Consider the following 26,247-nt stretch of genomic DNA (forward strand, 5'->3'; position numbering starts at 1 on the left):
TTCTGCACCCGTGGCCTCCCGCCGAAGGGCACCGAGGCGAAGTCTGGTGCACCGCGACCCGCCCCGTATGCCTCGGAGCCCTCCTCACCGGAAAGCCCTGGGCCCCAGCCCGAATCCTCGAACCCGGAGCGACCGCGGTCCTCCGCGAGCGCCGACCCGGCCGCCGGGGGCGCGGGCCCGTCCGCCGCTCCGGCGACGATTACACGGCCCGGTCGTGCAGGGCCGCGTCGAGCTCGCGGCACCGGAGGTATTTGGCCACGCGGTGGAAGTCGAACGCCCCGATCGTGTCGTGCACGTCGACGTCGACGCCGTCGAACCGCTTGCTCATGCCGCCGGGTGGAACGGCGACCAGATCCCCCCGGTCCGCGATGTTCACCCAGCGCCCCACTCCGGGAGGCCGGGCGCCGAGCGCCCCGACGGGCGCGGGGGTGAGCCGTCCGAACACCGTCGGCATCGCGAGCGGGGAGCCCAGCGTGACGAGCAGCGGCACCTCGATGCCGTACTTCCACAGCGCCTCATAGGCGACCACCGACCCGAGCGAATGGGCGATGACGACCTCCGCCCCTGCCAGTTCGGAGGCGACGCGGGCGAGCACGTGGTGCTTCGGCGTGAAGGCGCCCTCGACGCGCAGGAACGCCGCCACCTCGGGGAAGAAGGCGCTGAGGAATCCGAACGCCGCCGCGGGCGAGAGTGCGACGGCGTCGGCGAGCCTGCTCGCGGCCAGCCGCAGCAGCCAGGTCGAGGATCCTTGGGCGCCTTCGGGAATCCAGTCCTTCAGGAATTCCAGGAACATGGACTCCGCGTCCTGGTCGAGCTCGGGCCCGCCCTGCCGTCCGGGAGGTTGGAGCAGATCCGCGTAGTACGCGACCCGCACGTCCGCGTCCGGTTCGGATGATCGGCGGAACGGCGACCCGGCCAGTGCCGCCGCCCATTCCCGGGTCTTGACCTGTGCGGCCAGGACGGGGGGCTCGGGGAGGTAGTTCCCGATGCCGTGGACGCCCACGATGCGGCCCATGGGACTCCTATCGGCCGGTGTGGTCGTACATGAGGACCTCGTCTCCCGCCGCGGCCACGATCGCGCCTTCTGCGCTGACGGCCACCGCCCTGCACGGCGCGGGCAGCAGGATCGTTCGGATCAGGGCGTGCTCGGGATAGGTCAGATCCCAGACCCGGATGGTCTCGTCACGGCTGCCGGTGACGGCGATCGGCTTGCCGTCGACCGCTCCCAGCGCCACCGCCGTCACCTCGTCGGTGTGTCCGCGAATCGGGCTCCCGCGCCGGGAGCGGGAGGCGAGGCTCCAGACGAGGGCGACGCCGCCGCTGCCCGCGCCGATGGCCACCGGTTCCTCGCCGATCGTCCCCAGCGCCAGCGCGCTCAACGGGCCGGTCTGGTCGAGGAAGGTGCCGGAGATCGTTTCGCCGCGCAGGCTCCAGGTGTGGACCTGGCCGTCGTTCATGGCGCTGACCGCGATCGGATTCCTGCCCCGGCGATCGAACGCCACCGCCGTCACCAGGCGGCGGAGGTCGTCCCCGACGTTCCCGTCGGACGAGCCCGACCCGTCGGAGGCGTCGCCCGCGCCGGGCCGGGAGTCGCCCGTGTCGGAGGCCCGCCCGACACCGCACAGGTCGGTCCTGGCGGCGGACAGCGGCGCGAACGCCCTCGCCGAGCTCGGGCCGCCGCGGGCCGGGGCCTGAACGGTCAGGTCCCAGTACGAGGCGGTTCCCGCGCCGCTGACGATCGCGGCCACGGGACGGTCGCCGAACCGGGTGAAGGCGACCGCGTTCACCGTCCCGGTGTAGCCGGCGAGCGTTCCGATCTGCTTCCAGGAGTTCAGGTCCCATACCCGGGCGGTTCCGTCGCGCGCGGTGGTGACCGCCGCTGGGCCATCGTGGAGACGCCCGAACGCCACCGCGGTCAGGTCCTTGGCGTGCCCCGTCAGCGGCGGGCCGATCCGCGTGCCGGAATGCAGGTCCCACATCAGCGCGTTCGGCTCGCGCGCGATGGTGAGGGCGACCGGACGATCGCGGAGGAGGCCCAGCGCGATCGACTCGACCGGGCCGGAGTGGCCGGAGGTCTCCCGTCGCGGCCGGCCGTCTCCGGTGAGGTCCCAGATGCGGGCCGACTGGTCCACGCTTCCGGTGAGCGCGATCGACTGGCCGCCGGAGTTGCCGAGCGCGACCGCGGTCACGTAGTTCGTGTGTCCGGTGAGGACGTTCTCGCGGCGGCGGGCCTGAAGGTTCCAGACGGTGGCGGTGTTGGTGTCGTCGGCGATGATGACCGCGGGCGCGTCCCCCAGGTACCCGAGGGCCACGGAGACGACGTTGCCGCCGCCGAGGCCGGTGAAGGCGCCCGGAGCGACCGGCTCTCCCAAGAGGTCGGTGGCCGTGCCCTCCTGCAGATTCCAGACCAGGACCGGGCCGTTCATGCCGCCCGTCACGGCGAGCGCGGTCCCGTCGACCTTGCCGAAGGCCACGGTGTTCAGCAGGCCGTTGCGCCCGTCGAACTCATTGGTCTGGGAGCCGTCGAGCAGGTTCCAGACCCGGAGTGTTCCGTCCCAGGCGGCGGACAGCGCCACCGGGACCCGGTCGACGGTCCCGAACGCCACGCCGCGCACGGTGCCGGTGTGCCCGCGGAGCACCCGGCTCTCCCGGTCCGCGATCAGGTCCCAGACGCGGACGGTCTGGTCCCACCCGCCGGTGACGGCGATGGGCGCGCCCTCGATGTCGCCGAACGCGATGCTGTGGACGGCGCCGACATGTCCTGAAAGGACGCGAATCTGGCGACTGGTCTGCAGGTCCCAGACTCGCGCGGTCCCGTCGAGACTCGCGGTGAGCGCGATCGGGATGCCGCGCAGGTGCCCGAACTTCACCGCGGTCAGCTGATCGGTGTGGCCGGTGAGGCTGGGACCGAGCTGGTCGCCGGTGGCCAGGTCCCAGATCCGGCCCGTCTGGTCCCAGCTCGCGGTGAGGGCGACGGGGCGCCGGTCGAGGAGGCCGAACGCGATGTCCTCGATCCGCCGGGTGTGGCCGGTGAGCGTTCCGGCCAGCGACGAGGTGATCCCCTGTCCGAGGACCCAGCGGGGGTTCCACAGCTGGTCCGGCTCGGACACGCTGGGGCGTTCCATCTTGACGCGGATCTGGTCGCGGCGCAGGATCTCGTGCCGGTCGCGGAGGTCGCCCGCCGACGCGTGCGCCGTGGCGCTGGTGCGGTAGGCCGTGGCCGCGAGCTGCGACCGCGCCCCGCGGACGTGCCACAGCATCGGCAGGAGGTTCTCCGCGTTGGCGTGCAGGAGGAAGTCCTCCTGGAGCACCAGCTCGTCGAGCAGTTCGCCTTCGTAGGCGTGCTCGGCCCCGTGGCGCTTGAGGTAGGCGCTCGTGTTCTCCCACTGCACCGTCGAGGCCACCGACATGATGGCCCGCGCGATGGACCGGCGGTCCCGGGATTCGGCGCTCACGAGACCCTCCTCCCCGACGGCGGGTTGCGGGGGTGCTTCGCCAGGTGGTCGGCCAGGCCCTGGTGGAACAGGCGGAACAGGACCTCCCCGCTCGAGGGGTCCACATCGGTCCGCAGGTACACCTTGACGTCGGTGCTCCGCGTCAGCAGGTCCACGGTGTCCAGATGCGGGCCCGCCTCGAACACCTCCCGGCCGAGCAGGTCGACGACGGAGACCGGCATCCCCGTCCCCTTCGCGTGCGCCAGGGCGGCCAGCACCGCCCGCCGGTCCTGGGGGCTCGATCCCAGATGCTCGTTGGCGAGGTCCATCTCCAACACCCCGGGCAGGCTCCGGGGGATGCGGTCCAGCGCCCTGTCGACGGCGTCGCCGCCGTCCTCCAGCAGTCCGGCGCGATTGAGGTACCGGGCGAAGAGCGCGGCGACCATGAACGCGCCGTAGCCGCTGTCGCGGTCGCCGGCCGACAGCACCGCGGCGGTCCGCTCCGCGATCGTGTCGATCGTCCCGGCCGAGGCTCCGGGCGCGACGGTGTCGAACTCGCGGAGCAGAAAGTCCGTCAGGTCCTTGCGCAGCTCCTCCGGGGGAGTGCCGTCGAGGTCGTACTCGTTCGAGCCCAGGGCCGAGCGCTTGAGCCGGGTGAACATCATGCGCTGGTCGGCATCGGCGTTCCGCCCGGCGACGAGGAGCCGGCAGACCGGGCGCCCGCGCTGCGCGCCGGCCTGCATCAGGCCGCGCAGCAGCGTGTCGGAGATGTGCGGCGGATTGATCGACTCGTCGAGCGCGTCGAGGATCAGGAGCGGCGGTTCGGGCGCCCGCGAGATCCAGGCGATGAAGGCGTCGTGGTCGCGGACGTCGGGAGGCGGCGTTCGGATCTGCGTCCGCAGCTGCTCGATGAACGATCCCACGATCTCCTCGAACCGCCGCTGGCGGGCGTGGACCGCCGCGACCGGGCCCGCGGGCCGCAGCGCCCGCAAGCTCTCGGGAAACCGCCGCCGCAGCGTGCGGATGGCCGTCTGGTACGACCGCACCCGGTCGATGTGCGGATGCTGGGTCAGCACGATCGCGCCGAGCACCGTCGACTTGCCCACGCCCGCACTGCCCGTCACGATCTGGAGCTCGGACCGGTGGGGCTCGCCGCCGAGCCAGGTGCCGAGGCGGTCCAGGATCGAACCGCGACCGGTGAAGTTGCGTCCGACCCGATCGTGGAAGTGTCCGATGTCGAGGCCGGCGTCCAGGTACTCGCGCATGGCGGGATCGATCCCGGCGCGGGCCCGGCTGCGCTCCTTCGCCTCGGGCGTGTACCGCGGATTGGGGATGACGGTCGACTCGGGCTCGGGGCTCGTCGTCCACTTGCCCAGGAACTTCGACTTCGGGGCGATGACGCCCTCCGCGGCCATGAGCGCCTGGAAGTGCTCCGCGAAGACCTCGCGGAGCAGCGACATCTTGATGTACTCCCGGCCGGGGTCGGCGACCACCCAGCCGTCGGTGATGTCCTTGAGCGCCTTGGCGAACGCGGTGGTGAAATGACCCTTCAGCGTTCCCTCGCCCGGCGTGGCGGCGGCCGCGAACCAGACCTGGTCCGACTGCTCGAGGCCCAGCCTGTCGACCGCGGTGCCCGCATGGCACACGTCGAGGATGATCAGGAGGTCGCGCTGCGGGTCGTTGGCGCAGACCGTCTGCGCGTTCTGGCAGAGCGCGTTGAGGTTGGTGTGGGTGCACGTCGTCCCCGACGGCGGGACCAGGTGCAGGAAGCGGTCGACCCCTTCGGTGCCGTGCCCGATGACGTGGACGATCCGGAGGTCCTGATTGTCCTCGATCAAGGCGCGGACCGCCTTGAGCGGTTCGATGTCCTGGTGCTCGGTCAGCCGGTCCCAGCGGACGGTGTACCGGTACTGCTTCAGCGCGTCCCGGAAGCCCTCGATCTGCGCGTCGAATTCGAGCAGCGGGAACGTCCGGCCCCCATCCTTCACTTGGACTTTGAGGGAACTCAGAATGACGGCGTGAGGGGCGTCGGGGGGCACGGCATCCTCCGGCTGAACAGTGCGTTGCATGCAACTGTAGATCACCGCCGCCGCGATCGCGGGTCGCGAAGTCGGCGCCCGCCGCCGGTGGGCCGCACCGATCGACGCGGGTCAGGCGCCTACCGGGCCCCCGCCGTCGCCCGCGCCGGCGAGCTCAGCCTCGTCGCCAACACGAGCGGCGATCCGAACACCTGTTCGAGCCGGGCCAGGTCGGAGCGGTCCTTCTCGCGGTCGAGGTCCTGCTTGTAGGACCTGATGTCGCGCCAGCGGAAGCAGGGAAACCCTCCGACCGTCTCGGCGCTGTCGATCAGCGCGTCGGTCCGGTCGCGGCTGTGCACCCATTTGCCGCTGACGTTGATCCTGCCGCCGAAGAGCTGCGCGATGTCGTCGCCGGTGTTCTCCCCGGTCGTGACGCCGTCGTGGCCCGGACCCCCGGCGAGCTCGAACGCCCGCTCCAGTGTCGTCCCCCTGGCGACGACGTCGAGGTCCGAGACGCGAAGCAGTATGTCCTGGAACAGCAGTCGCGCGCTGCCCGCGAGCACGAAGTCGGTCTCGACGAAGCCCTCGTCGTCGATCAATCTGCGGAGCAGCCCGGTGAGTTCGTCCTTGCCGTATGCGGCATCGCGCTCGTGCGCCACGAATACATTCCAATGCGATAGGTGCGGGGAGGTGAGAGGTCAGCGTTCGTCGTCGGTCGGACCGGACGCTCCCGCTTCGAGCCCGTGGAGCGCGCGCAGGATCGCGGCGCGCTCGGCCGGCGTCGTGCTCGCCAGCGCCTGCTGCATCCGCTCGGTCCGCGCCCGTTCCCTCGCCACCGCGGTCCGATGGAGGAACCAGGCTCGGGAGGTCAGGGCGATCGGCGTGGCGAGGAGCATGAACGCGGCGATCGGGAGCAGCTCTGAAGGGAACATGTCCGGTCACCTCGCTAAAGGGGCAGGGCCGTTGCGCTGCGCCAGTTTTTCGATCGCCCCCAGATCGTGGATGGTCAGATGTCCGCGTCCGGTCGATACGGTGTTCGACTCTCGCAGCATGCGCAGTACGACCGCCGCGGACTCCCGCGAGAGCCCGCTCAGCGATCCGATGTCGCGCTGGGTGACGCCCGAGATGCGCAGTCCGTCCTCGACCGGCTTGCCCATGCCCGCCGCCACGAGCCGCAGCAGGCCCTTGGCGATCTTGTGCTCGGTGCTGGTCACCGACTCGGGCCGGGACAGGTCTTTGGACACGATCCGGTTGGCGAGATGCTCGAACATCGCCAGGGTCGCGCGGCGATTTTTGAGGAGGAAGTCCAGCCAGACGTCTCCCGGGATGAGATCCGCCTCGACGCCGTTGAGGGCGACCAGGTCCGCGGTCCGGCGCGCGCTCGTGATCGCCGCGAGTTCGCCGACGATCTTCCCCGGGGAGTAGATGTACACGATCGCCCTCGGATTGGAGGTCTCCGCCTTGATGTGGCCGCTTCGCAGATACAGCACGAACGTCGACGAATCGCCCTCGCGGACCAGGACGCTTCCGCCCGGGTAGGTCACCGGATGGCTCAGGGGCAGCAGCGACTCACGCTCCTCGTCGGTGAGGAGGTTCTCCGCGGATGTGTACCTGTCCATGTAGCTAAGTGTATGACTACACATAGCGTGATCTTGGCATTGACAGGCCGCGTGTCGCAATCCCGACAGAAAATTGGTCCCTTTGTGGCGGAAGGGGATCGAGTAAGGACGCCGCCTTCTCCGATGCGGCGGGCTCGCTCGGGTCGATCGGGTGCCGCAGGCCCGGATGCGCCTCCGGAAGCGCCGCCTTGATGATCCAGCCGCTCACTATCAGGCACAGCACCAGCAGCGGCCAGGAGAGCGCCACCTGGGCCACGCCTCCGCCGATGACCGCCAGGTCGTCGCTGTCGCTGTTCCAGAACGGGGTCAGGATCGCCACCCGCAGTGCGTACATCGCCACCCACGCCCACGACGCCAGCGAGTAGGCCCGCAGCAGCGCCGGATCCAGCCGCCAGGTCGTCCGCTGGCCCAGCAGGCCTCCCACGATCAACCCGAGCAGCGGCCTGCGGAAGACGATGAAGCCCGCCCACACCAGCGCGCTGGCGGCGTTCGAGACGATGCGGGGGAGCAGGATGTCCTGCGCCCGTCCGGTGTAGAGGACGACGAGGACCGCGGCGGCGACGCTCAGCAGTCCCAGGATCACCGCCCGTGGTTTGCGGCGTTGCCCGAGTCTCACTCCCGCGATCACTCCCGCGCAGGCGAGCGAAGCCCCTGCGGCCCAGCCGATCGAGTCGCCGGTCAGGAGCCAGGTGAGGATGAACACCACGAGCGGGGCGGTGGCGTCGAAGGCGCCGCGCCTGCCGCCTAGTAGGCTGACAAGCGTGTCTTGCCGCACAGTATCGGACAACTGTCGACCCCCGCTTCGCGATTCGCTACGACAGGCAAGGCTACCCTAACCGCAGTGGCACGCCGGGCGTCAGCCTCGCAGCCCCATCTACGGACGGATTGGCACGGTACCGGATGCTCGGCACACATCGGATCAGTGAAGCGCAGCTCGTAGACCTGCTCCGCCGGGCCAGAAAGACCGATTTCGGACGCTGGAGCAAGGCGGACCTCACGCGCGGCATGACCGATCTCGGCTGGCAGGTGCGCTCCGCCGAGGTCGACATCGGCATGTGGCGCGCGGAGACCGGGTACGACACCGGCAACGCCATCGCCGACTCCGTCCCGCCCCAGACCCCGCTCTACGGGCGCGCCGACTTCTACTCCATCGAGGTCATGGTCCTGCGCTCGGCCGAGCGCGGCCGCCAGGGCGAGAACCACCGCACCCTGATCTTCCGCGAAGTCCTGCGCACCATGATGAACGAGCTCGGCGCCCCCGAGATCCGCGGCGGCGACGGCGGTCCCTGGGTCCGCTGGTACCGCGACGGGCTCCTGTTCGAGCTCCACCTGCGCCGCTTCCACGGGGGCGTGACGCTGCGCCTGCTCTCGCCCGACCTCTTCGAGCAGCTCGAAGCGCACGCGGTCGGCAAGGGCGACGTCTCCGGCTGGTCCGCCTACGCGCGCGCCGGCCAGCGCCCTCCCGAGCCCGCCTGCCACGACATGGGCGAGTTCACCGAGCGCCTCTCCTCCCTCCTGGCCGACATGGCCGCCGACGTCTCCGTGGTCGACACCTCCGGGACGGTCCTGCTGCGCACCGGCGACTGGTCGGCCCGCTACGTCGCCGCGTTCGTCGACGACGGCCTGCGGGTCGAGGCGAGCGCCGCCGTCAGCGGCTCCTGGCGCTCGGGGCTCTCGAACCTGCCGAGCATGGGCTTCCGCGCCCCCAGCGGCAACCAGCCCAACTGGTCGCGCAGCTTCAACTCCTCCGACCGCACCGCGACCAACCAGGCCGCGCACATGATGGTCGACGCCCTGCGGGCCTTCGGCATCCAGGACCTGTTCGACATCGTCTACGACGGCTTCACCGCCGACGGCGAGCGCATGTACCTGCCCGTCCTGGGCATCGGGAACGGCAGCGACCCCTTCTAGCGCGCCCGGCCCCGGAGTCGGCGGCCACTACTAGCCGCGCGGCTAAGATCGGGTCATGATCGTCGATCTCCGGTCCGACACCGTGACCCGTCCGACCCCCGCCATGCTCGAGGCGATGGCCTCCGCCGACGTCGGCGACGACGTCTACGGCGAGGACCCCTCCGTCAACGCCCTCGAAGCCGAGGCCGCCGCCCTGTTCGGCAAGGAGGCCGCCGTCTTCACCCCGACCGGCTCCATGGCCAACCAGATCGGGCTGCAACTCCTGGTCCGGCCCGGCGAGGAACTGCTCGCCGACGTCAAGGCGCACGTCGTCAACTTCGAGATGGGCGCCGCCGCCGCGCTCGGCGGCATCTCCACCCGCACCTGGGCCTCGCCGAACGGCCGCCTCGACACCGCGCTCATCGAGCCGCTGATCAACCGGCCGAACCCGTACGTCACCGTCACACGGGCCATCGCCGTGGAGAACACGCACAACATCGGCGGCGGCACCGTCCAGCCCGTCGAGGAGCTGCGGGCCCTCCGCGGCCTCGCCGACGCCTACGGCCTCGGCCTGCACCTGGACGGCGCCCGCATCTGGAACGCCCACGCCGCCACCGGCACCCCCTTCGCCGACTACGGGCGCCTGTTCGACACCGTCTCGGTCTGCCTCTCCAAGGGCCTCGGCGCGCCCGTCGGCTCGCTGCTCATCACCGACGCCGAGCGCGCCGCGCGGGCCAGGATCATCCGCAAGCGCCTCGGCGGCGGGATGCGCCAGGCCGGGTTCCTCGCCGCGGCCGGGCGGTACGCCCTCGCCCACCACGTCGAGCGCCTCGCCGAGGACCACGCCCGCGCCCGGCACCTGGCGGGTTCGCTGGAGCCGTTCGGCCTCTGCGACGCCTCGCAGGTGGAGACGAACATCGTGCTGCTGCGCCACCCGGAGATCGCGAAGCTCGCCGCCGCGGCGGCCGAGCAGGGCGTGCGGGTCTCGGTGCTCGGGCCCGACTGGGGCCGGATGCTCACGCACCTGGACGTGGACGACGCCGGGATCGAGCACGCCGTCAAGGTGCTCGGCGACCTGGTCCGCTGACACCCGGCCGCCGCGGCCCGCGCCCGGTGGGGCGCGGGTCGGCCGTTCGGGTTCGAGTGATCCACCGGAACGGGGGTTGCCGAACGCCCCGGCCGCAGGTAGGTTAGGCATGCCTTCATAAGCCTTGCCTAACCTGTTCGGAGGTCGGTGCGTGTACGCCTGCATCTGCCACGCGGTCCACGAGAACGAGGTCCGCGACCACATCAGCGCCGGTGCGCACACCGAGGCCGCCATCGGCGAGGCCTGCGACGCCGGCACCAGCTGCGGCACGTGCCACGAGCGCCTGGTCGACATGATCGAGAGTTATTTCACCGACTCGGTCCCCGCCGCCGCGTAGGCCGCGTTCCTTGCTTCCTTTTATCGGCATTTGCCTGCCGCTTTAGGTTGTCCTCCCTTAGGATAGGTTGTCCTATTTTAGGCATTCCTGGCTGGAAATGGGCCCTCACCTGGTCCTAGTCTGGGGTCGTCGGACAAGCGGCCGACCATTGACGAACCGGGAAGGACGGATTGCGAATGCAGGGCGACAAGCAGGTCATCGAATTCCTCAACGAGCAGTTGACGGCGGAGTTGACCGCGATCAACCAGTACTTCCTCCACGCCAAGATCCAGGAGAACTGGGGCTACGTCAAGTTGGCGAAGTACACCAGGGCCGAGTCGATGGACGAGATGCGCCACGCCGAGATCCTCACCGACCGTATCCTGTTCCTCGACGGCATGCCGAACTACCAGCGGCTGTTCCCGCTGCGGATCGGCTCGTCGGTGGAGGAGGTCTTCCGCTGCGACCGCGAGGTCGAGGTCGAGGCGATCGACCGCCTCAAGCGCGGCATCGAGCACATGGAATCGGTGAAGGACTACGTCTCGCGGGACCTCTTCGAGGGCATCCTGAAGGACGAGGAGCACCACATCGACTACCTGGACACGCAGTTGGACATCATCGCCAAGATCGGCGAGTCGCTGTACATCCAGACGCTGATCGAGCAGCCCGAAGAGGCGTAGCCGAGACGCGAGCGAAGGGGGCCGGCTTCACAGCCGGCCCCCTCCTTACTCTTGCGGCAGAGCCCCTCACATCTCCACCACAGTGGTAGGTCGTCGCCTTGACAGCGTCGACACGAGGATCGTAACATATCAATACTTCGAATGAAAGTTTCCGAAACTCTCGGAATCTCGGTCGCGGCCCGGCACCTCCCCGACCCCCCCCTACCGGGCGCGCCGTCCCCTCACTTCGCAAAGGAGCGTCCATGTCCAACCCCTCCGCGCACCCCCTCCGCGACAGCCCCGCCAGCCGCCGCTCGGTCCTGACGGCCGCCGCGGCGGTCGGCGGCTCGGCCCTCATCCCCGCCGGCGTCGTGGCCCTCGCCGCGGCCCCGGCCCACGCCGACGAGGTCCTGCTCTCCAGCGACTTCGCCTCGGGCACCACCGAGGGCTGGAACCCCCGCGGCCCCGTCACCCTCGCGGTGGACGCCGCGGACTTCCTCCTCGTCTCCGACCGCACCGCCACCTGGCACGGCGCCGCGATCGACATCACCGAGCACGTCGAGGTCGGCGTCCGCTACCGGCTCCAGGTCTCCCTGCGCCTGCTCGAAGGCGCCGAGCCCGCCGACCTGCGCACCACCGTGCAGCGCGACACCGCCGGGTCCTCCAGCTACGACACCGTCAAGTGGAACACCGCGGTCACCGACGCCGCCTGGACCGAGTTCACCGGCACGTACTCGATCAGCCAGGCCGCCGACCTGCTCCAGTTCTACGTCGAGTCCGACTCGAGCCTCGTCCCGGTCATGATCGACTCGTTCACGCTCACCCGGATCGCCGAACCCGAGATCCAGGACCTCCTGCCGCTCAAGGACTTCCTGGCCGACGACTTCCCGATCGGCTGCGCCGTCGAGCCGGCCGAGGTCGTCGGCAGGCCCGCCGAGCTCCTGGCCCTGCACTTCGGGCAGGTCACCACCGGCAACCAGATGAAGCCCGACGCGATCCAGCCGACCGAGGGCGTCTTCGACTTCACCAGGGCCGACCAGATCGTGGACTTCGCCGAGGCGAACGGCATGCGGATCTGGGGCCACACCCTCCTGTGGCACAACCAGACCCCGGCCTGGTGGTTCCTCGACGCCGACGGCGCCCCGCTCCAGAACACCCGCGCCCACCAGCGGCTCATCCTCGACCGGCTCAAAGCCCACGTCGAGGCGATCGCCGAGCACTACGGCGACCGCGTCTGGGCCTGGGACGTGGTCAACGAGGTGCTCGACCCCGAGCAGACCGACGGGCTGCGCCACTCGCGCTGGTACGAGATCTTCGGCGGCGGCAAGTACATCGGCGAGGCCTTCAAGATCGCGCGCCGGGCCTTCCCCCGCTGCGTCAAGCTCTTCGTCAACGACTACAACACCGAGTTCCCCGACAAGCGCGAGGCGATGTACAACCTCGTCCAGGACCTCAAACGGGGGCGCGTCCCGGTCGACGGGATCGGCCACCAGGCGCACGTCGACTACCGGCGCGACCCCCAGCTCCTCGGCGAGTCCATCGACGCGTTCAAGCGGCTCAGGGTCCTCCAGGCCGTGACCGAACTCGACGTGTCCGTCTCCGACCACATGGAGGAGAGCCTACCCGCGACCCCGCCCGAGCGGCTGGTCGCGCAGGGCTGGTACTACAACGAGCTGTTCGCAGTCCTGCGCGAGCGGGCCGACGACCTCGAGTCGGTGACCATGTGGGGCCTGTACGACGCGGTCTCGTGGCTGCGGAACTGGCCCGTCTCGCGCCCGCACGAGGCCCCGCTGTTCTTCGACGACCGTCTCCAGGCCAAGGCCGCCTACTGGGGCGTGGTCGACCCGACGCAACTCGAACCGCTGCCCGAAAGCTAAGGGGCGCTGAACGTCCGGGAGCGGGGCATGTAGATCCGGGGCCCCGCTCCCGGACTCTGCTAGGTACCGGCGCGGCGCATCGTGATGTGCGGGATGCCGTCCTCGATGTACTCCTCGCCCTCCTCGGCGAACCCGAACCTGCGGTAGAACCCGGCCGCGTACGTCTGCGCGCCGAGCGCCACGTCGGCCTCCGGGCCGATCCACTCCAGCGCCGCCGCCATGAGACTCGCGCTCAGCCCCGTCCCGCGCGCGGCCTTCGCGGCGCACACCCGGCCGATCTTCCAGCCCCCGCCGTCGCGCAGCACCCGCAGGCACGCGACCGCGCCGCCCTCGCCGTCGATCCAGAAGTGCCTGGTGTCCGCGGCGGTGTCGTAGTCGTCGAGGTCGGGGTACGCGCACTCCTGCTCGACCACGAACACCTGCTGCCGCAACCGGGCCAGCGCGAACACCGCCGCGCCGTCGAGCTCACTGAAGGCTCCCTGCCGAATCTCCCGCATACCCGCCATTAGAGCAGCGCCGGATGCGACGGCGCCCCTCGCTCACGCGTATTCGTCGGCGATCTCACGCGCACGGTCCCGGGCGGCCTCGATCGCGTCGGTCACCGCCGACCGCGCCCGGTGGTTCTCCAGCTGCCGCACCGCGCTGATCGTCGTCCCCGCCGGCGACTCGACCGCCTCCCGCAGCTCCACCGGCGACGAGCCGCTCTCGCGCAGCATCCGCGCCGCGCCCAGCGCCGTCTGCGTCACCAGCTCCGAGGCCACCGCCCGCGGCAGTCCCATCAGGACGCCCGCCTCGGTCATCGCCTCGGCCAGGTAGTAGAAGTACGCCGGCCCCGAACCGGAGATCGCGGTGACCGCGTCCTGGTGCTTCTCGTCCACGACCAGCGTGCGGCCCAGCGGCTTGAACAGCTCCTCGACCGCCGCCAGGCACGCCGCGTCCGCGTGCGAGCCGGGGGAGAGGACCGTCATCGCCTCGTCGACCAGGGCCGGGGTGTTGGGCATCGCCCGCACCACCGGCGTCGCGTCCGGCAGCCGCTTCTCGAAGAACGCCACCGGCAGGCCCGCGCAGATGCTCACGACCGGGGCGCCCCCGTCGAAGACGCCGGTCAGCTCCTCCAGGAGCGAGCCCGCGTCCTGCGGCTTGACGGCCACGACCACGACGTCCGCCCGCTGCGCGGCGACCGCGTTCGACTCGACCCGCACGCCGTAGGCCCCGCGCAGCTCCGCGGCCCGGTCGGCGCTGCGGGCCGTGGCGATCACCGCCTCCTTCGACCAGCCCGCACGCAGCAGGCCCGACACGATCGCCTGCCCCATCTTCCCCGCACCCAGCACCGCGACTGTCCGCATACCGTCTCCTCACGATCGATGGCCCCATCGATTGTGCCTCGCGCCGCGCCCGGACCGGCCCGTCGTGCCAACAGGTGGCCGCGGGCGAAACGCCCGCGCGAAAACATGCGCGCTTGAGCGTTTCGTCCCCTGAGGTCCCGGGAGGCTGCCACGATAATCACTCAGTCACGCAATGCACGATTGGGGCGGTATGGACGTTCTCGACTTGGCCCGGATCCAGTTCGGCGTCACGACCGTCTACCACTTCCTCTTCGTGCCCGTCACCATAGGGCTCTCGCTCCTGGTCGCGATCCTCCAGACCCTGTGGCGCACCACCGGCAAGACCGCCTACCTGCGCGCGACCAAGTTCTGGGGCAAGCTCTTCCTCATCAACATCGCCATGGGCGTGGTCACCGGCATCGTCCAGGAGTTCCAGTTCGGCATGAACTGGTCGGCCTACTCGCGCTTCGTCGGCGACGTCTTCGGCGCCCCGCTCGCCTTCGAGGCGCTCGTCGCGTTCTTCCTCGAGTCGACGTTCCTGGGCATCTGGATCTTCGGCTGGGACCGCCTCAAACCGGGCCTGCACCTCGCCTGCATCTGGATGGTCGCCCTCGGCTCCACCGCCAGCGCCTACTTCATCCTCGCCGCCAACGCGTTCATGCAGAACCCCGTCGGCTACCAGATCAATGAGACCGCCGGACGCGCCGAACTCACCGACTTCGGCGCCGTCCTCACCAACCCGGTGGTCCTCGCCGCGTTCCCGCACACCGTCTTCGCCGCGTGGCTCACCGCCGGCACCGTGGTCATCGCCGTCTCCGGCTACCACTTCATGCACCGCAGGGACCTCGAGGTGCACCGCCCCGCGATGCGCCTGGGCATCCTCACCTCCGTCGTCGCCGGCGTCGGCCTGGTCCTGTCGGGCGACCCGCTCGGCAAGGTCATGACCGCCACCCAGCCGATGAAGATGGCCGCCGCCGAAGCGCTGTACCAGACCACGTACAACGCGCCGTTCTCCGTGCTCACCATCGGCCCGCTCGACGGGCGCACCGGGACGCCGATCATCGAGATCCCCGGGCTCCTGTCCTTCCTCGGCACCGGCTCGTTCCAAGGCCGCGTCGAAGGCATCAACGACCTCAACGCCCAGTACAACGCCCTCTACGGCCCCGGCGACTACATCCCGTACATCCCGCTGACCTACTGGTCGTTCCGGCTCATGATCGGCTTCGGGATGCTCGCGGTCGCCATGGCCGTCATCGTCTGGTGGTCCACCCGCCGCGGCCGCATGCCGACCCACCGCCTGTTCTGGCCGACCGCGATGTGGATGGCACTCACCCCGTTCCTCGCCAACAGCGCCGGCTGGCTGTTCACGGAGATGGGCCGCCAGCCCTGGGTCGTGTTCAGCCTCTTCCAGACCAGTGAAGGGGTCTCGCCGCGCGTCGGCGCGACCACCGTCGTCATCTCGCTCATCGGCTTCACGCTCGTCTACCTGGTGCTGGCCGTCATCGCGCTGAAGCTGTTCATCAAGTTCGTGAAGGCGGGCCCGCCGAGCGAGGAGGACGCGCTGGCCTCCTCCAGGCCGCCCGACGACTCGGACGACGCCGACAGGCCGATGGCCTTCGCCTACTGACCGCCGACTGGGGACGCTCATGGAATTGACGACGATCTGGTTCATTGCCGTCGCGGTCCTGTTCACCGGGTACTTCATCCTGGAGGGCTTCGACTTCGGGGTCGGGGCGCTGCTGCCGGTGCTCGGGAGGGACGACCGCGAGCGGCGCGCCCTGATCAACACGATCGGGCCGGTCTGGGACGGCAACGAGGTCTGGATCATCACCGCCGGCGGGGCCATGTTCGCGGCCTTCCCGCACTGGTACGCGAGCCTGTTCTCCGGGTTCTACCTGCTGCTGTTCGCGATCCTCCTCGCCTTGATCGTCCGCGGCGTGGCCTTCGAGTACCGCGGCAAGGGCGAGACGGCGCGGTGGCGGCGCAACTGGGACCGGTGCATCTGGGTCGGCTCGGTCGTCCCGGCGTTCCTGTGGGGCACGGTCATGGCCAACATCGTGCGCGGGGTGCCGCTGGACGAGAACTTCGACTACACCGGCTCGATCTGGGGGCTCCTCAACGGGTACGCGCTGCTGGGCGGGCTGACGACGCTGCTGCTGTTCGCGACGCACGGCGCGTACTTCCTGCACTTGAAGACCGCCGGGGAGCTCTCCGAGCGCGCCCGCGCCCTCGGCCTCAGACTCGGCGCCGCCGCGGCCGTCCCGGCCCTGGTGTTCCTGATCTGGACGCAGGCCTCCTTCGGGAGCGGGGTCTCGCTGGTGCTCATTGTCCTCGCGGTGCTCGCCCTCGTCGCGGGCCTCGCGCTCGACTTCACCGGCCGCGGCGGCTGGGCGTTCGCGGCGACGGCGCTGACGATCGGCCTCGCCTCGGCGGCCCTGTTCTGCGCCCTGTGGCCGGACGTCCTGCCCTCCACTTCGGACCCCGCGAACGGCCTGAACCGCGAGAACGCCGCGGCCACCGACAAGACCCTCGGGATCATGACGTGGGCCGCGCTGGTGTTCCTGCCGATCGTCCTGCTCTACCAGGGGTGGACGTACTGGGTGTTCCGCAGAAGGGTCTCGGTCGACCACATCCCCGCGGGCAAGGCGGTGGCGTCATGACCGCGCTCGCGCCGAACCGGACCCGCGGCTCCTTCGACCGCCGCCTCCTGCACCGCGCCCGGGGCGCCACCGCCTACATCGGCGTGTGCGCCGCGCTCGGCCTCGTCCAGACCGCGTGCGTGGTCGCGGGGGCCTACTTCACCGCGAGCGTCGTCGCCGGCGCCTTCGCGGGCGGCGAGGACCTCGCCGCACTGTCGCCGCAGATCATCGCGCTCGCCGCGGTCCTGGCCGCGCGGGCCCTGCTCGCCTCCGTCCAGGAGGCGGCCGCGCACCGCGCCGCCGCCGGCGTCAAGTCCGGGCTGCGCCGCCAGGCGCTCGAACAGCTCATGCGCCTGCCCTCGGGCACGCACCACACCGGCGAGGCCGCCCAGCTCCTCGTCCGCGGCATCGACGCGCTCGACGACTACTTCGCGCGGTACCTGCCGCAGCTGGTGCTCGCGGCCGTCGTCCCGGTCGGAATCCTGGCGGTCATGCTCGCCGTCTACCCGCCCGCGGCGCTCATCGTGCTCGCGACGCTGCCGCTCATCCCGGTCTTCGGCATCCTCATCGGCCGCTACACGCAGACCCGGGCCGACCGCCAGTGGGCCGCGACCTCCCGCCTGGCGCACCACTTCGCCGACCTGGTGGCCGGGCTGCCGACCCTGAAGGCGTTCGGGCGGGCCGCGCGGCAGACCGGGGCCATCGAGGTCACCACCGGCGAGTACCGCCGCCGCTCGATGTCGCTGTTGCGCATCGCGTTCTGCTCGGCCCTGGTCCTCGAACTGGCCGCGAGCCTGTCGGTCGCCGTCGTGGCCGTGACCGTCGGCGTCGACCTCGTCCACGGCGGCATGACCGGCGTTCTCGGGCTCCAGACGGCGCTGCTGGTGCTCATCCTCGCCCCCGAGGCGTACCTGCCGCTGCGCAACGTCGGCGCCCACTACCACGCCAGCGCCGAGGGCCTGGCCGCCGCCGAGAAGGTCTTCGCGATCCTCGCCGAACGGCCCGAAGACGCCCCGCCGGCACCGTCCGGGACCCCCGCCGCCACCGGCGCCACCGCGATCACCAGTGCCGCGCACCTGCGCACGCCGCTGGGTCGGGCGCCCACGATCCAGTTCCGCCGCACCGTCTTCGCCTATCCGGGACGCGAACCGCTCCCGGAGCTGAGCCTCACGGTCCCGGCCGGGCAGACCACCGTCCTGACCGCGCGCTCGGGCGCGGGCAAGTCGACGCTCATGGCCGCGCTGCTGGGATTCCGCCGGCCCGTGTCCGGCTCGATCAGCTTCGACGACACCGACCTGACCGTGCTCGACCTCGCCGCCGTGCGCCGCACGATCGCGTGGCTCCCGCAGCGGCCCGTCCTCATCGACGGCACCGTGGCCGAGAACGTGCGCCTGGCCGCGCCCGGCGACATCTCGGACCCGGCCCTGGCCAAGGCCATCGCCGCCGCCCACGCGCCCGATCCGCGCCGCCGCGTCGCGGCCGACGGCTCGGGCCTCTCCGCCGGGGAGGCCGCCCGGGTCGGCCTCGCTCGGCTCCTGCTGCGCGCCGACCTGCTCGACCCGCCGATCCTGCTCCTGGACGAGCCCACCGCGCACCTCGACACCGACACCGAGGTAGCCGTACTCGCATCGCTCGCGCCCTACCGCGAATCGCGGACCGTCCTGATCGCCTCCCACCGCTCCGCGGTGCGCGCGATCGCCGACCGAGAGGTGGACTGGTGATGTTCCCACGCCGTCCTTTGTCCCAGTGGCGCAACGCGATCGCACTCGAACTCGGCCTCGGCGCCGTGCTCGGGGCCCTCGCCCAGCTCAGTGCGCTCGCGCTCCTGGCCGTCGCCGCCTACCTCATCTCCCGGGCCTGGCAGCAGCCGCCGATCCTCTACCTGATGGTCGCCATCACCTCGGTGCGGCTGTTCGGCATCAGCCGCGGCGTCCTGCGCTACGCCGAACGCCTCGTCTCCCACGACGCGGCCTTCCGCGGCCTCGAACGCCTCCGCATCGCCGTGTGGCGCAAGCTCATCCGCCTCGCGCCCGCCGGCATCCCCGTATGGCGCTCGGGCGACCTCCAGGCCCGCGTCGTCGACGACGTCGACGGCGTCGGCGACCGGTGGCTGCGCGGCGCCCTCCCCGTCACCAGCGCCTGCATCGTCGCGGCCGCCGCCGTCGCCCTCCAGGCCACGCTCCTGCCCGCCGCCGGGGCGATACTCGCCGCGGCCCTGCTCGCCGCCGCCCTCGGCGGGCCCGCGCTCGCCTCGTGGTCCTCGCGGATCGCCTTGCGCGCCACCAGGGACGCCCGCGGCGACCTCACCGAAGGCGTCCGCTCCTGCCTGCACGGCCGCGAAGAGCTCGTCGCCGCCGGCACCGACGCCGTCGCCCTCGAACGCGTAGTCGAGGTCGAAAACCGCCTACGGGTCGCCCAAGCCCGCATCGCCTGGACCGCCGGACTCGGCCAGGCCGTGGGCCTCGCCGCCATGGCCGCCGCGCTCATCGGCGCACTGTGGACCGGGGTGCCCGCCGTCGCCGCCGGCACCCTCGACGGCGTCCTGCTCGCCGTCGTCGCGCTCGTGCCCCTCGCCGCGTTCGAACCCGTCCTGGCCCTGCCCGCCGCCGCCCAGCAGACCGCCGTCGCCAAAGCCTGCGGCAAGCGGCTCCTCGACATCACCCGCGCACCCGAACCGCGGCCCGACCCCGCCGAGCCCATGGAGTTCGAACCCAACCCGCTCGGCGGCCCGCCCTACATCGAGATCAAGCGGCTCTCCGTCACCTGGCCCGGCAGCGACACGCCCGCCCTCCACGGCTTCGACCTCACCGTCCAGCCCGGCGAGCGCGTCGCCGTCATGGGCCCCTCCGGCTCCGGCAAGTCCACGCTCGCGGCCGCGCTCATGGGATTCCTGCCCTACGAGGGCAGCCTGCGCTTCGGCGGCGTCGAACTCTCCGAGTACGACGGCGACGACATCCGCCGCACCGTCGGCCTGTGCTCCCAGGACGCCCACATCTTCGACACCACGCTCGCCGAGAACCTCCGCCTCGCCCGGCCCTCCGCCACCGACGACGACCTCGTCCGCGCCCTGCGCTGGGCCGGCCTGCGCGACTGGCTCGACGGCCTCGACCGCGCCGCCCGAGACGACGCCCCCGACGACGGCGCTCCCGCGGACCGCCCCGGCGCCGGCCTCCAGACCCGCCTGGGCGAACACGGCCGCGCCGTCTCCGGCGGCGAGCGGGGCCGCATCGCCCTCGCCCGCTGCCTCCTGGCCGACCGCGAAGTCCTCGTCCTCGACGAACCCGACGCCCACCTCGACGCCGCCACCGCCGCACGCGTACTCCGCACCACCGCCGCCGCTCTTGAAGGCAAGACCGCGATCGTGATCACGCACCGGCCGCTCCCCGACGGAGTGGTCGACCGCGTCGTCCATCTGGGCGCGCCCGTGCCGACACCACGTGACGCGCCGAACAACCGACTATTGGACGTCGCTCCCGCTGGGTAGACTCCCGAAACGGTGACACCGAGATCGACCCGGTGGAACGACCCGACGGCCCCCGCCCGGGAGGCCGTCACACTTGAATCACTAAGGCTTTGATGCAGCAGTGAACGAATCTGCGCCCATGACCGGGACCCAGGCTCCGAGCTCCGGACAGCGCTGGCCCGAGGGCTGGACCAAACTCCACGTCTACTTGACCGACCTCGACCAGGTCAAGGCGGTCGCCGAGTCCTACCGGGACGTCATCGACCTCACCGCGGGCGACCGGCCCGTGCCGCACGAATGGCTCCACGCCACCGTCGCCTCCGTCGAGTGCGACGCCGCCGGCATCGACGCCCCGACCACGCTCAAGCTCATCGCTCGCCTGCGCGAGAAGGCCGCCCTGATCCCGGCCTTCCAGCTCACCGTCGGACCCGCGCTGGCCGCCACCGGCGCGATCATGCTCGACACCTTCCCCGACAGCGCCTTCAACACGCTCGTCGACGCGTGCGTCGAGGGCGTCAACGACATCGTCGAAGGCGACGTCGGGCGCCCCTGCGGCGGACCCGGACACGTCTCCCTGTCCTACCGGGCCGATGACGTGGGCGTCGACCGCCAGCGCGGGGCGATCCAGAACAAGCTCCGCGACGTCCGCCCCGGTAGGACCGAAATCACCGTCACCGGGGTAGACCTCGTCCGAGTCATCCAATCCGACGACGCGTCCACCTACACCTGGAAACACGTCGCACGGATTCCCTTGGGGGAGTAAGCATCTCGTCTGCCTCACGGGCGTCGCCGACCGGCGGCGCCCGTTGCAGTTGACGGTTCCGACAACGATCTGACACCATTTTGTCACTGGCCTGTGGCCTACTGTTGAGGTAAGAGTCTTAGCCCGGCCACGTGGCGTTCAGGCGTGGTCATCGGAGACCCGCCTCCACCCTGCCGGTAGCAGTTCCCGGTCACCACCGGGGCGGCGATGAGCCGTGAGCGTCAGGAGGTGTCGATTGTTCGCAGACAATGACCGTCGCATCGCAACCCGAGCGACAGATTTCGTTCCCCCGCTTGAGGAAGCGGTGGGACGCACCGAGCCCCGTCCCATCGAGCCGCCCACGATCAAAGCCGTCACCGAACCGTACGGCTACTTCACCGACCTCGAGGCCGCCCACGTCCTCCACGGCGGCGAGATCCGGCCCGCCTACACCCTCGCCCAGGCCACGCCGCTCGAAGTGTGGCGGCGCAACCTCGAGATCGTCACCGCCATCCTCACCGCCGCCGGCATCGACTTCTTCTCCGTGCCCGGCTTCAGCATCACCCGCCCGGTCCTCGGCGTCGACGCCGCCGACCGCCAGCGGGTGTGCACCGCGCTGGCGATGCTGTGCGAATCGACGGGCGGGCGCCTCTCCGTGCCCGAGCCGGCCTTCCGCGAATCGGAACTCGGCCTCGACCGACCCCTGTGGGCGCAGCGCGCCGACATGGGCGACGTGCCGATGATCCGGGCCGACTGGCTGTGGACCGACGCGGGCCGCGACCTGGTCTTCGGCGCCGACTACGGCTGCGACATCGAGTTCTGGTCCGACACCGGCGACGGCCACCTGCTCGCCCCCAGGCACAACCGGATCACCCCGGTCGTCCGCCGCGACGGCGCCCGCGTCTCCGCTCCCGGCCGCTTCTTCACGGCCCTCGGATCGGGCCCGCGCGCGGTCCTGCCGTCGGTGGCGACCCGCTCGGAGTTCGGCGTCCCCGGGCCCGACCACGTGGGCTTCCCGATCGACGTGGTCTACACGTGGGTCGACGGCTCCGACCACGGGTGGCTGCGCCGCCGCGCCGAGGCCGACCAGTCTCCGTACCACGTCGAGTCCGCCAGTGTGGCGCGCTTCCTCGACCGCGAGGAGCTGCGGTTCTCACTGCGCTCGCTGCACTTGAACGCGCCGTGGGTGCGCCACGTGTACCTGGTGACCGACCAGCAGCGCCCGCACTGGCTCGACGACGAGGCGCCGGGCCTGACGGTCGTGGACCACCGCGACCTGTTCGACGACCCCGACTGCCTGCCGACGTTCAACTCACACGCGATCGAGACGCAGCTGCACCGCATCGAGGGGCTCAGCGAGCACTTCCTGTACTTCAACGACGACATGTTCGTGGGCCTGCCGATCGGGCCGCAGCTGTTCTTCGAGCCCAACGGGCTGGCGAAGTTCTTCCCCGCCCAGACGTTCGTCGGCATGGACCCGGTGAGCGTGTCCGACTCGCCGCCGAACGCGGCGTTCAAGAACGACCGGGCGCTCATCGAGCGGGCCTTCGGGCGGACGATCTCGCGGATGATGAAGCACGTGCCGTACCCGTTGCAGCGCAGCGTGCTCGCGGAGATGGCGAAGGAATTCGACGAGGACCTGGCGCGCACCGCCAGGAGCGCCTTCCGCGACGTCACGGACGTCTCGGCGGTGACGCTCCAGCACTACTACGCGTACCTGTCGGGCCGGGCCGTGGCCGGGCAGGCCAAGGTCGCGTACGTGGAGCTGGGCATGCCCGACGTGGCCGAGCACCTGGAGCTGCTGCTGGAGCGGCGCGACCGGGAGACGTTCTGCATCAACGACGCCGGGCTCCCGCCGGAGCTGGCCGAGGAGCGCTCGGCGATGATGCTGCGATTCCTGGAGTCGTACTTCCCGGTGACCTCCCCGTGGGAGAAGGCGCTGGCGTTCTAGCGGTGCCGAGCGACGCTCGCGAACGGTCCGTGTCGGACCCGGCTCGTAGCGTTGAACATGGGGGTCCCCCCTCGGGGACATAACGTCCATTTCGGATTCACATGCATGACTGCGGGGCCGGGCATCGCCCGGCCCCGCAGTCATGTCCGCGTCGCTACTTCAGGCCGCGCCGCTCCAGGAGCGGGTCGATCTCGGCGTCCCGGCCGCGGAAGCGGCGGTAGGACTCCATCGGGTCGATCGAGCCGCCCTTGCTGAGCAGGAACTCCCGGAAGTGGTCGCCGTTGGCCCGGGTGAGGCCGCCGTTCTCCTTGAACCACTCGACGGTGTCGGCGTCGAGGATCTCCGACCAGATGTAGGAGTAGTACCCGGCGGCGTAGCCGATCGAGATGTGCGCGAAGTAGCCCGAGCGGTAGCGCGGGGCGATCTCGGGCATGTAGATCCCGGCGTCCTCCAGGGCCTTGCGCTCGAAGGCCTGCACGACCGCGTACGGGTCGTCGCCGCCGTCGGGGACCTCCTCGGGGGTGAGGCGGTGCCAGGCCTGGTCGAGCAGGGCCGCGCCCAGGTACTCGGTGGAGGCGAAGCCCTCGCCGAACTTGCCGGCGGCCTTCCACTGCGCGATGAGCTCGGCCGGGGCGGCCTCGCCGGTCTCGTGGTGGCGGGCGTAGTTGGCGACGACCTCGGGCCAGTCCTCCCACATCTCGTTGACCTGCGAGGGGTACTCGACGAAGTCGCGCGGCGTCGAGGTCATCGAGGTCTTGGGGTAGCGGCAGGCCGAGAGCAGCCCGTGGAGGGCGTGCCCGAACTCGTGGAAGAGGGTCGTCACGTTGTCGACCGAGACGAGCGCGGGCTGGCCCGCGGGCGGCTTGACGATGTTGAGGTTGTTGACCACGACGGGCTTGTCGCCGGTGAGATCGGACTGGACGACGAGCGCGTTCATCCACGCGCCGCCCTTCTTGGAGTCGCGGGTGAAGAAGTCGCCCACGAACAGCCCGAGGGGCTCACCGTCGTCGAAGACCTCCCACACGCGGGCCTCGGGGTGGTAGCCCTCGAGGTCCTTGCGCGCCTCGAACGTGAGGCCGAACTCCTTCTCGGCGGCGTGGAAGACGCCGTCGACGAGGACGCGGTCGAGTTCGAGGTAGGGCTTGAGGGCCTCGGCGTCGAAGCCGTACTTGGACTGGCGGACCTGCTTGGCGTAGTAGGACCAGTCCCAGGCGGCGAGGGCGTAGTCCCCGCCCTCGGCATCGATGACCTCCTGGAGTTCGGCCGCCTCGCGGCGGGCGTTGCGCACCGAGGCCTCGGCCAGGCCCGCGAGGCGCTCGGCGATGATCCCGGCGTTGCCGGCGGTCTGGTCGGCGGCGATGTAGGCGGCGAAGTGCTCGTAGCCGAGCAGCCGGGCCTTCTCGGCGCGCAGGCGCGCCATCCGCAGGAGCGTGGCGGCGTTGCCGGCGCCGCGGCCGATCGTGGCCTTGTAGAGGCGCTCGCGCAGGCCGCGGTCCTTCAGGTCCTCCAGGAGCGGGTGGCGCGAGAAGTTCGACTGGGTGATGAGCCAGCCGTCGAGGTCCCGGTCCTTCGCCGCCGCGGCGGCCGCGCCGATCTGGTCCTCGCCGAGGCCGTCGAGTTCGGCGAGGTCGGTGACGTGGACGGCCGCGTCGTTGATGTCGGCGAGGATCTGCTGGTTGAACGCGGAGGCGAGTTCGGCCAGCTCGCCGTTGATCGCGGCCAGCCGCTCCTTGCCCGCGGCGTCGAGCGCGGCGCCCCCGCGCACGAACTCGGTGCGGTAGCGCTCCAGGAGGCGCTCGTCCTGCTCGTCGAGGTCGAGTGCCGCCCTGTTCCGCCACAGCGCCTCGATGCGGGCGAACAGGCCGGCGTCGAGCAGGATCTTGTCGGCGTGCGCGGCGAGCCTGGGGCTGATCTCGGTCTCGATCGCGTTGAGCTCGTCGTCGGTGTCCGAGGAGAGCTTGTTGTGGAAGGCGATGTTGACGCGCTTGAAGACGCCCTGGCCGGAGCGCTCCAGGGCCACGACCGTGTTCGCGAAGGTCGGCTCCGCCGGGTCGGCGCCGATCGCGGCGACCGCCGCCAGCTGCTCGGCCATGCCGGCCTCGAACGCCGGGAGGTAGTGCTCGTTGCGGATGTCCGCGAACGGGGGGAGCTGATAGGGGAGGTCAGAGGGGGTCAGGAACGGGTTCTCGGACACGGAGGCTCCTCGCTGCGGTCGTGGGCCGCGCGGATTGGCGGTGGCCGAATCCTATTCCCGGCGCTAGCCGTCCGGCAAGCTCATTGGGAGAGCGGCCGACAACTTCACCGAACGGCCCCGGCCCGCATTAATATCGAGTCCATGTCTGAAACGAGTCCGCTGTTCGTGGCCAGCGACATCCACGGCCATTACGACGCGCTCGTGGAGGCGCTCAGAGGCCGCGGACTGGTCGACGGGGACACCGGGTGGACCGGCGCCGACGCCCGCCTGTGGATCCTGGGCGACCTGTTCGACCGGGGAGAGGAGGGCGTGGCGGTGGTCCGGCTGCTGCGCACGCTCGCCGACCAGGCCGCCGCCGAAGGCGGTTCGGTCGACACCCTCATCGGCAACCACGAGGTGCTCGTGCTCGGCTCGCGGCGGTTCGGCGACGTCGCGTTCACCGACGTGGACGGCCAGGACCGGCAGTTCCTCCACTGGTGGGTCCTCAACGGCGGCTTCGAGGACGAGCTGGGCGACCTCACCGACGACGAGGTGAAGTGGCTCGAGTCCCGCCGGGTGGTGCACCTGGCCGACCGCTCGCTCCTGGTGCACGCCGACACCGAGTCGTACCTGGGCTACGGGCGCAGCGCGGAGGCGGTGAACGCCGCGGTCCGCCGGATCATGTCGGCCGACGAGCCCGAGGAGTGGTGGCAGCTGTTCCGCGAGCTGACCCGCCGGCACGAGTTCATGGGCCCCGAAGGCCCCGCCCGCGTGCGCGGGATGCTGCGCTCCTTCGGCGGCGACGAGCTCGTCCACGGCCATTCGACGATCCCGGACACGACCGAACTGGAACCGGGCCAGGTGACCGAGGCCCGCCGCTACTGCGACGGCCTCGCGCTCAACGTGGACGGCGGGGTCTACCAGGGCGGCAAGTGCCTGGTGGTCCGCCTCAACTGACGCGGGACGGGCGGCGCCGCGACGGGGAGGCCGCCGCGGCGCCGCCCTCCGGTGCCCGCGGGCCCGCCCGGACCCGCGGGACGCTTCCCGGGAGGCG

22 protein-coding genes are annotated in these 26,247 nt (G+C 71.0%); 12 read left to right on the forward strand and 10 right to left on the reverse strand.

Features of this window, described 5'->3' with window-relative positions; translation table 11 throughout:
• Positions 1–199: 199 nt before the first annotated feature.
• The 7 genes from BLQ63_RS18900 to BLQ63_RS18930 form a co-directional block, all read right to left on the reverse strand.
• On the reverse strand, positions 200–1,015 hold the full coding sequence (locus BLQ63_RS18900) for a hypothetical protein (protein ID WP_091038720.1): 816 nt from the start codon (positions 1,013–1,015) through the stop codon (positions 200–202).
• A gap of 7 nt (positions 1,016–1,022) precedes the next feature.
• Complete coding sequence (locus BLQ63_RS18905; protein ID WP_091038722.1) at positions 1,023–3,455, reverse strand: WD40 repeat domain-containing protein; 2,433 nt, start codon at positions 3,453–3,455, stop codon at positions 1,023–1,025.
• On the reverse strand, positions 3,452–5,422 hold the full coding sequence (locus BLQ63_RS18910) for a P-loop NTPase family protein (protein ID WP_091038725.1): 1,971 nt from the start codon (positions 5,420–5,422) through the stop codon (positions 3,452–3,454). The genes BLQ63_RS18905 and BLQ63_RS18910 overlap by 4 nt, the downstream gene beginning before the upstream one ends.
• Positions 5,423–5,592: 170 nt before the next feature.
• Complete coding sequence (locus BLQ63_RS18915; protein ID WP_091038728.1) at positions 5,593–6,111, reverse strand: hypothetical protein; 519 nt, start codon at positions 6,109–6,111, stop codon at positions 5,593–5,595.
• Positions 6,112–6,150: 39 nt separating this feature from the next.
• A complete protein-coding gene (locus tag BLQ63_RS18920; protein WP_091038732.1) occupies positions 6,151–6,384 on the reverse strand; it encodes a hypothetical protein in 234 nt (77 codons plus the stop codon).
• A 6-nt stretch (positions 6,385–6,390) separates the two neighbouring features.
• Positions 6,391–7,071 carry a Crp/Fnr family transcriptional regulator gene (locus BLQ63_RS18925; protein ID WP_177155012.1) on the reverse strand — a complete coding sequence of 227 codons (681 nt, stop codon included), beginning with the start codon at positions 7,069–7,071 and terminating at the stop codon, positions 6,391–6,393.
• A 16-nt stretch (positions 7,072–7,087) separates the two neighbouring features.
• On the reverse strand, positions 7,088–7,846 hold the full coding sequence (locus tag BLQ63_RS18930; protein WP_281187995.1) for a DUF3159 domain-containing protein: 759 nt from the start codon (positions 7,844–7,846) through the stop codon (positions 7,088–7,090).
• Between the two features lie 125 nt (positions 7,847–7,971).
• Between BLQ63_RS18930 and BLQ63_RS18935 the strand changes: the two genes are divergently transcribed.
• The 5 genes from BLQ63_RS18935 to BLQ63_RS18955 all read left to right on the forward strand — a co-directional run bounded on the left by BLQ63_RS18935 (position 7,972) and on the right by BLQ63_RS18955 (position 12,900).
• Positions 7,972–8,982, forward strand: a complete 1,011-nt coding sequence (locus BLQ63_RS18935; protein ID WP_091038739.1) for a TY-Chap domain-containing protein — start codon at positions 7,972–7,974, stop codon at positions 8,980–8,982.
• A gap of 58 nt (positions 8,983–9,040) precedes the next feature.
• On the forward strand, positions 9,041–10,048 hold the full coding sequence (locus tag BLQ63_RS18940; protein WP_091038865.1) for a GntG family PLP-dependent aldolase: 1,008 nt from the start codon (positions 9,041–9,043) through the stop codon (positions 10,046–10,048).
• 151 nt (positions 10,049–10,199) lie between these two features.
• Positions 10,200–10,385: a (2Fe-2S)-binding protein gene (locus BLQ63_RS18945; RefSeq protein WP_091038741.1), complete on the forward strand. Its 186-nt coding sequence runs from the start codon at positions 10,200–10,202 to the stop codon at positions 10,383–10,385.
• 176 nt (positions 10,386–10,561) lie between these two features.
• Positions 10,562–11,044 (forward strand): bacterioferritin, encoded by a 483-nt coding sequence (gene bfr, locus BLQ63_RS18950; protein ID WP_091038744.1) that lies wholly within the window; start codon positions 10,562–10,564, stop codon positions 11,042–11,044.
• Positions 11,045–11,286: 242 nt separating this feature from the next.
• On the forward strand, positions 11,287–12,900 hold the full coding sequence (locus BLQ63_RS18955) for an endo-1,4-beta-xylanase (RefSeq protein WP_091038747.1): 1,614 nt from the start codon (positions 11,287–11,289) through the stop codon (positions 12,898–12,900).
• A 59-nt stretch (positions 12,901–12,959) separates the two neighbouring features.
• On the opposite strand, the gene BLQ63_RS18960 is transcribed toward BLQ63_RS18955, so the two are convergent.
• Entirely contained in the window at positions 12,960–13,397 is a 438-nt protein-coding gene (locus tag BLQ63_RS18960) for a GNAT family N-acetyltransferase (protein WP_091038749.1), read from the reverse strand.
• A gap of 42 nt (positions 13,398–13,439) precedes the next feature.
• Entirely contained in the window at positions 13,440–14,246 is an 807-nt protein-coding gene (proC, locus tag BLQ63_RS18965; RefSeq protein ID WP_091038750.1) for a pyrroline-5-carboxylate reductase, read from the reverse strand.
• 190 nt (positions 14,247–14,436) lie between these two features.
• On the opposite strand from proC, the gene BLQ63_RS18970 reads away from it, so the two are divergent.
• The 6 genes from BLQ63_RS18970 (at position 14,437) to BLQ63_RS18995 (ending at position 23,020) form a co-directional block, all read left to right on the forward strand.
• Positions 14,437–15,852, forward strand: a complete 1,416-nt coding sequence (locus BLQ63_RS18970) for a cytochrome ubiquinol oxidase subunit I (RefSeq protein ID WP_091038753.1) — start codon at positions 14,437–14,439, stop codon at positions 15,850–15,852.
• A 19-nt stretch (positions 15,853–15,871) separates the two neighbouring features.
• Positions 15,872–16,885 (forward strand): cytochrome d ubiquinol oxidase subunit II, encoded by a 1,014-nt coding sequence (gene cydB / locus BLQ63_RS18975; RefSeq protein WP_091038755.1) that lies wholly within the window; start codon positions 15,872–15,874, stop codon positions 16,883–16,885.
• The gene (gene cydD / locus BLQ63_RS18980) at positions 16,882–18,585 is read left to right on the forward strand and encodes a thiol reductant ABC exporter subunit CydD (protein ID WP_091038757.1); all 1,704 of its coding nucleotides are present in this window, start codon (positions 16,882–16,884) and stop codon (positions 18,583–18,585) included. Before cydB ends, cydD begins: the two co-directional genes overlap by 4 nt.
• Positions 18,585–20,348 carry a thiol reductant ABC exporter subunit CydC gene (gene cydC / locus BLQ63_RS18985; protein ID WP_091038759.1) on the forward strand — a complete coding sequence of 588 codons (1,764 nt, stop codon included), beginning with the start codon at positions 18,585–18,587 and terminating at the stop codon, positions 20,346–20,348. The genes cydD and cydC overlap by 1 nt, the downstream gene beginning before the upstream one ends.
• A gap of 100 nt (positions 20,349–20,448) precedes the next feature.
• Complete coding sequence (locus BLQ63_RS18990) at positions 20,449–21,090, forward strand: 2'-5' RNA ligase family protein (protein WP_143014994.1); 642 nt, start codon at positions 20,449–20,451, stop codon at positions 21,088–21,090.
• Positions 21,091–21,394: 304 nt separating this feature from the next.
• Positions 21,395–23,020: a stealth family protein gene (locus BLQ63_RS18995; RefSeq protein WP_091038764.1), complete on the forward strand. Its 1,626-nt coding sequence runs from the start codon at positions 21,395–21,397 to the stop codon at positions 23,018–23,020.
• 154 nt (positions 23,021–23,174) lie between these two features.
• Here BLQ63_RS18995 and BLQ63_RS19000 read toward each other — a convergent pair whose 3' ends face one another.
• On the reverse strand, positions 23,175–25,214 hold the full coding sequence (locus BLQ63_RS19000; RefSeq protein ID WP_091038766.1) for a M3 family metallopeptidase: 2,040 nt from the start codon (positions 25,212–25,214) through the stop codon (positions 23,175–23,177).
• A gap of 141 nt (positions 25,215–25,355) precedes the next feature.
• Between BLQ63_RS19000 and BLQ63_RS19005 the strand changes: the two genes are divergently transcribed.
• The gene (locus BLQ63_RS19005) at positions 25,356–26,150 is read left to right on the forward strand and encodes a metallophosphoesterase (RefSeq protein ID WP_091038768.1); all 795 of its coding nucleotides are present in this window, start codon (positions 25,356–25,358) and stop codon (positions 26,148–26,150) included.
• Positions 26,151–26,247 lie beyond the last annotated feature (97 nt).

Origin of the sequence: Glycomyces harbinensis (assembly GCF_900101745.1) — a bacterium.
Lineage (GTDB): Bacteria > Actinomycetota > Actinomycetes > Mycobacteriales > Micromonosporaceae > Glycomyces > Glycomyces harbinensis.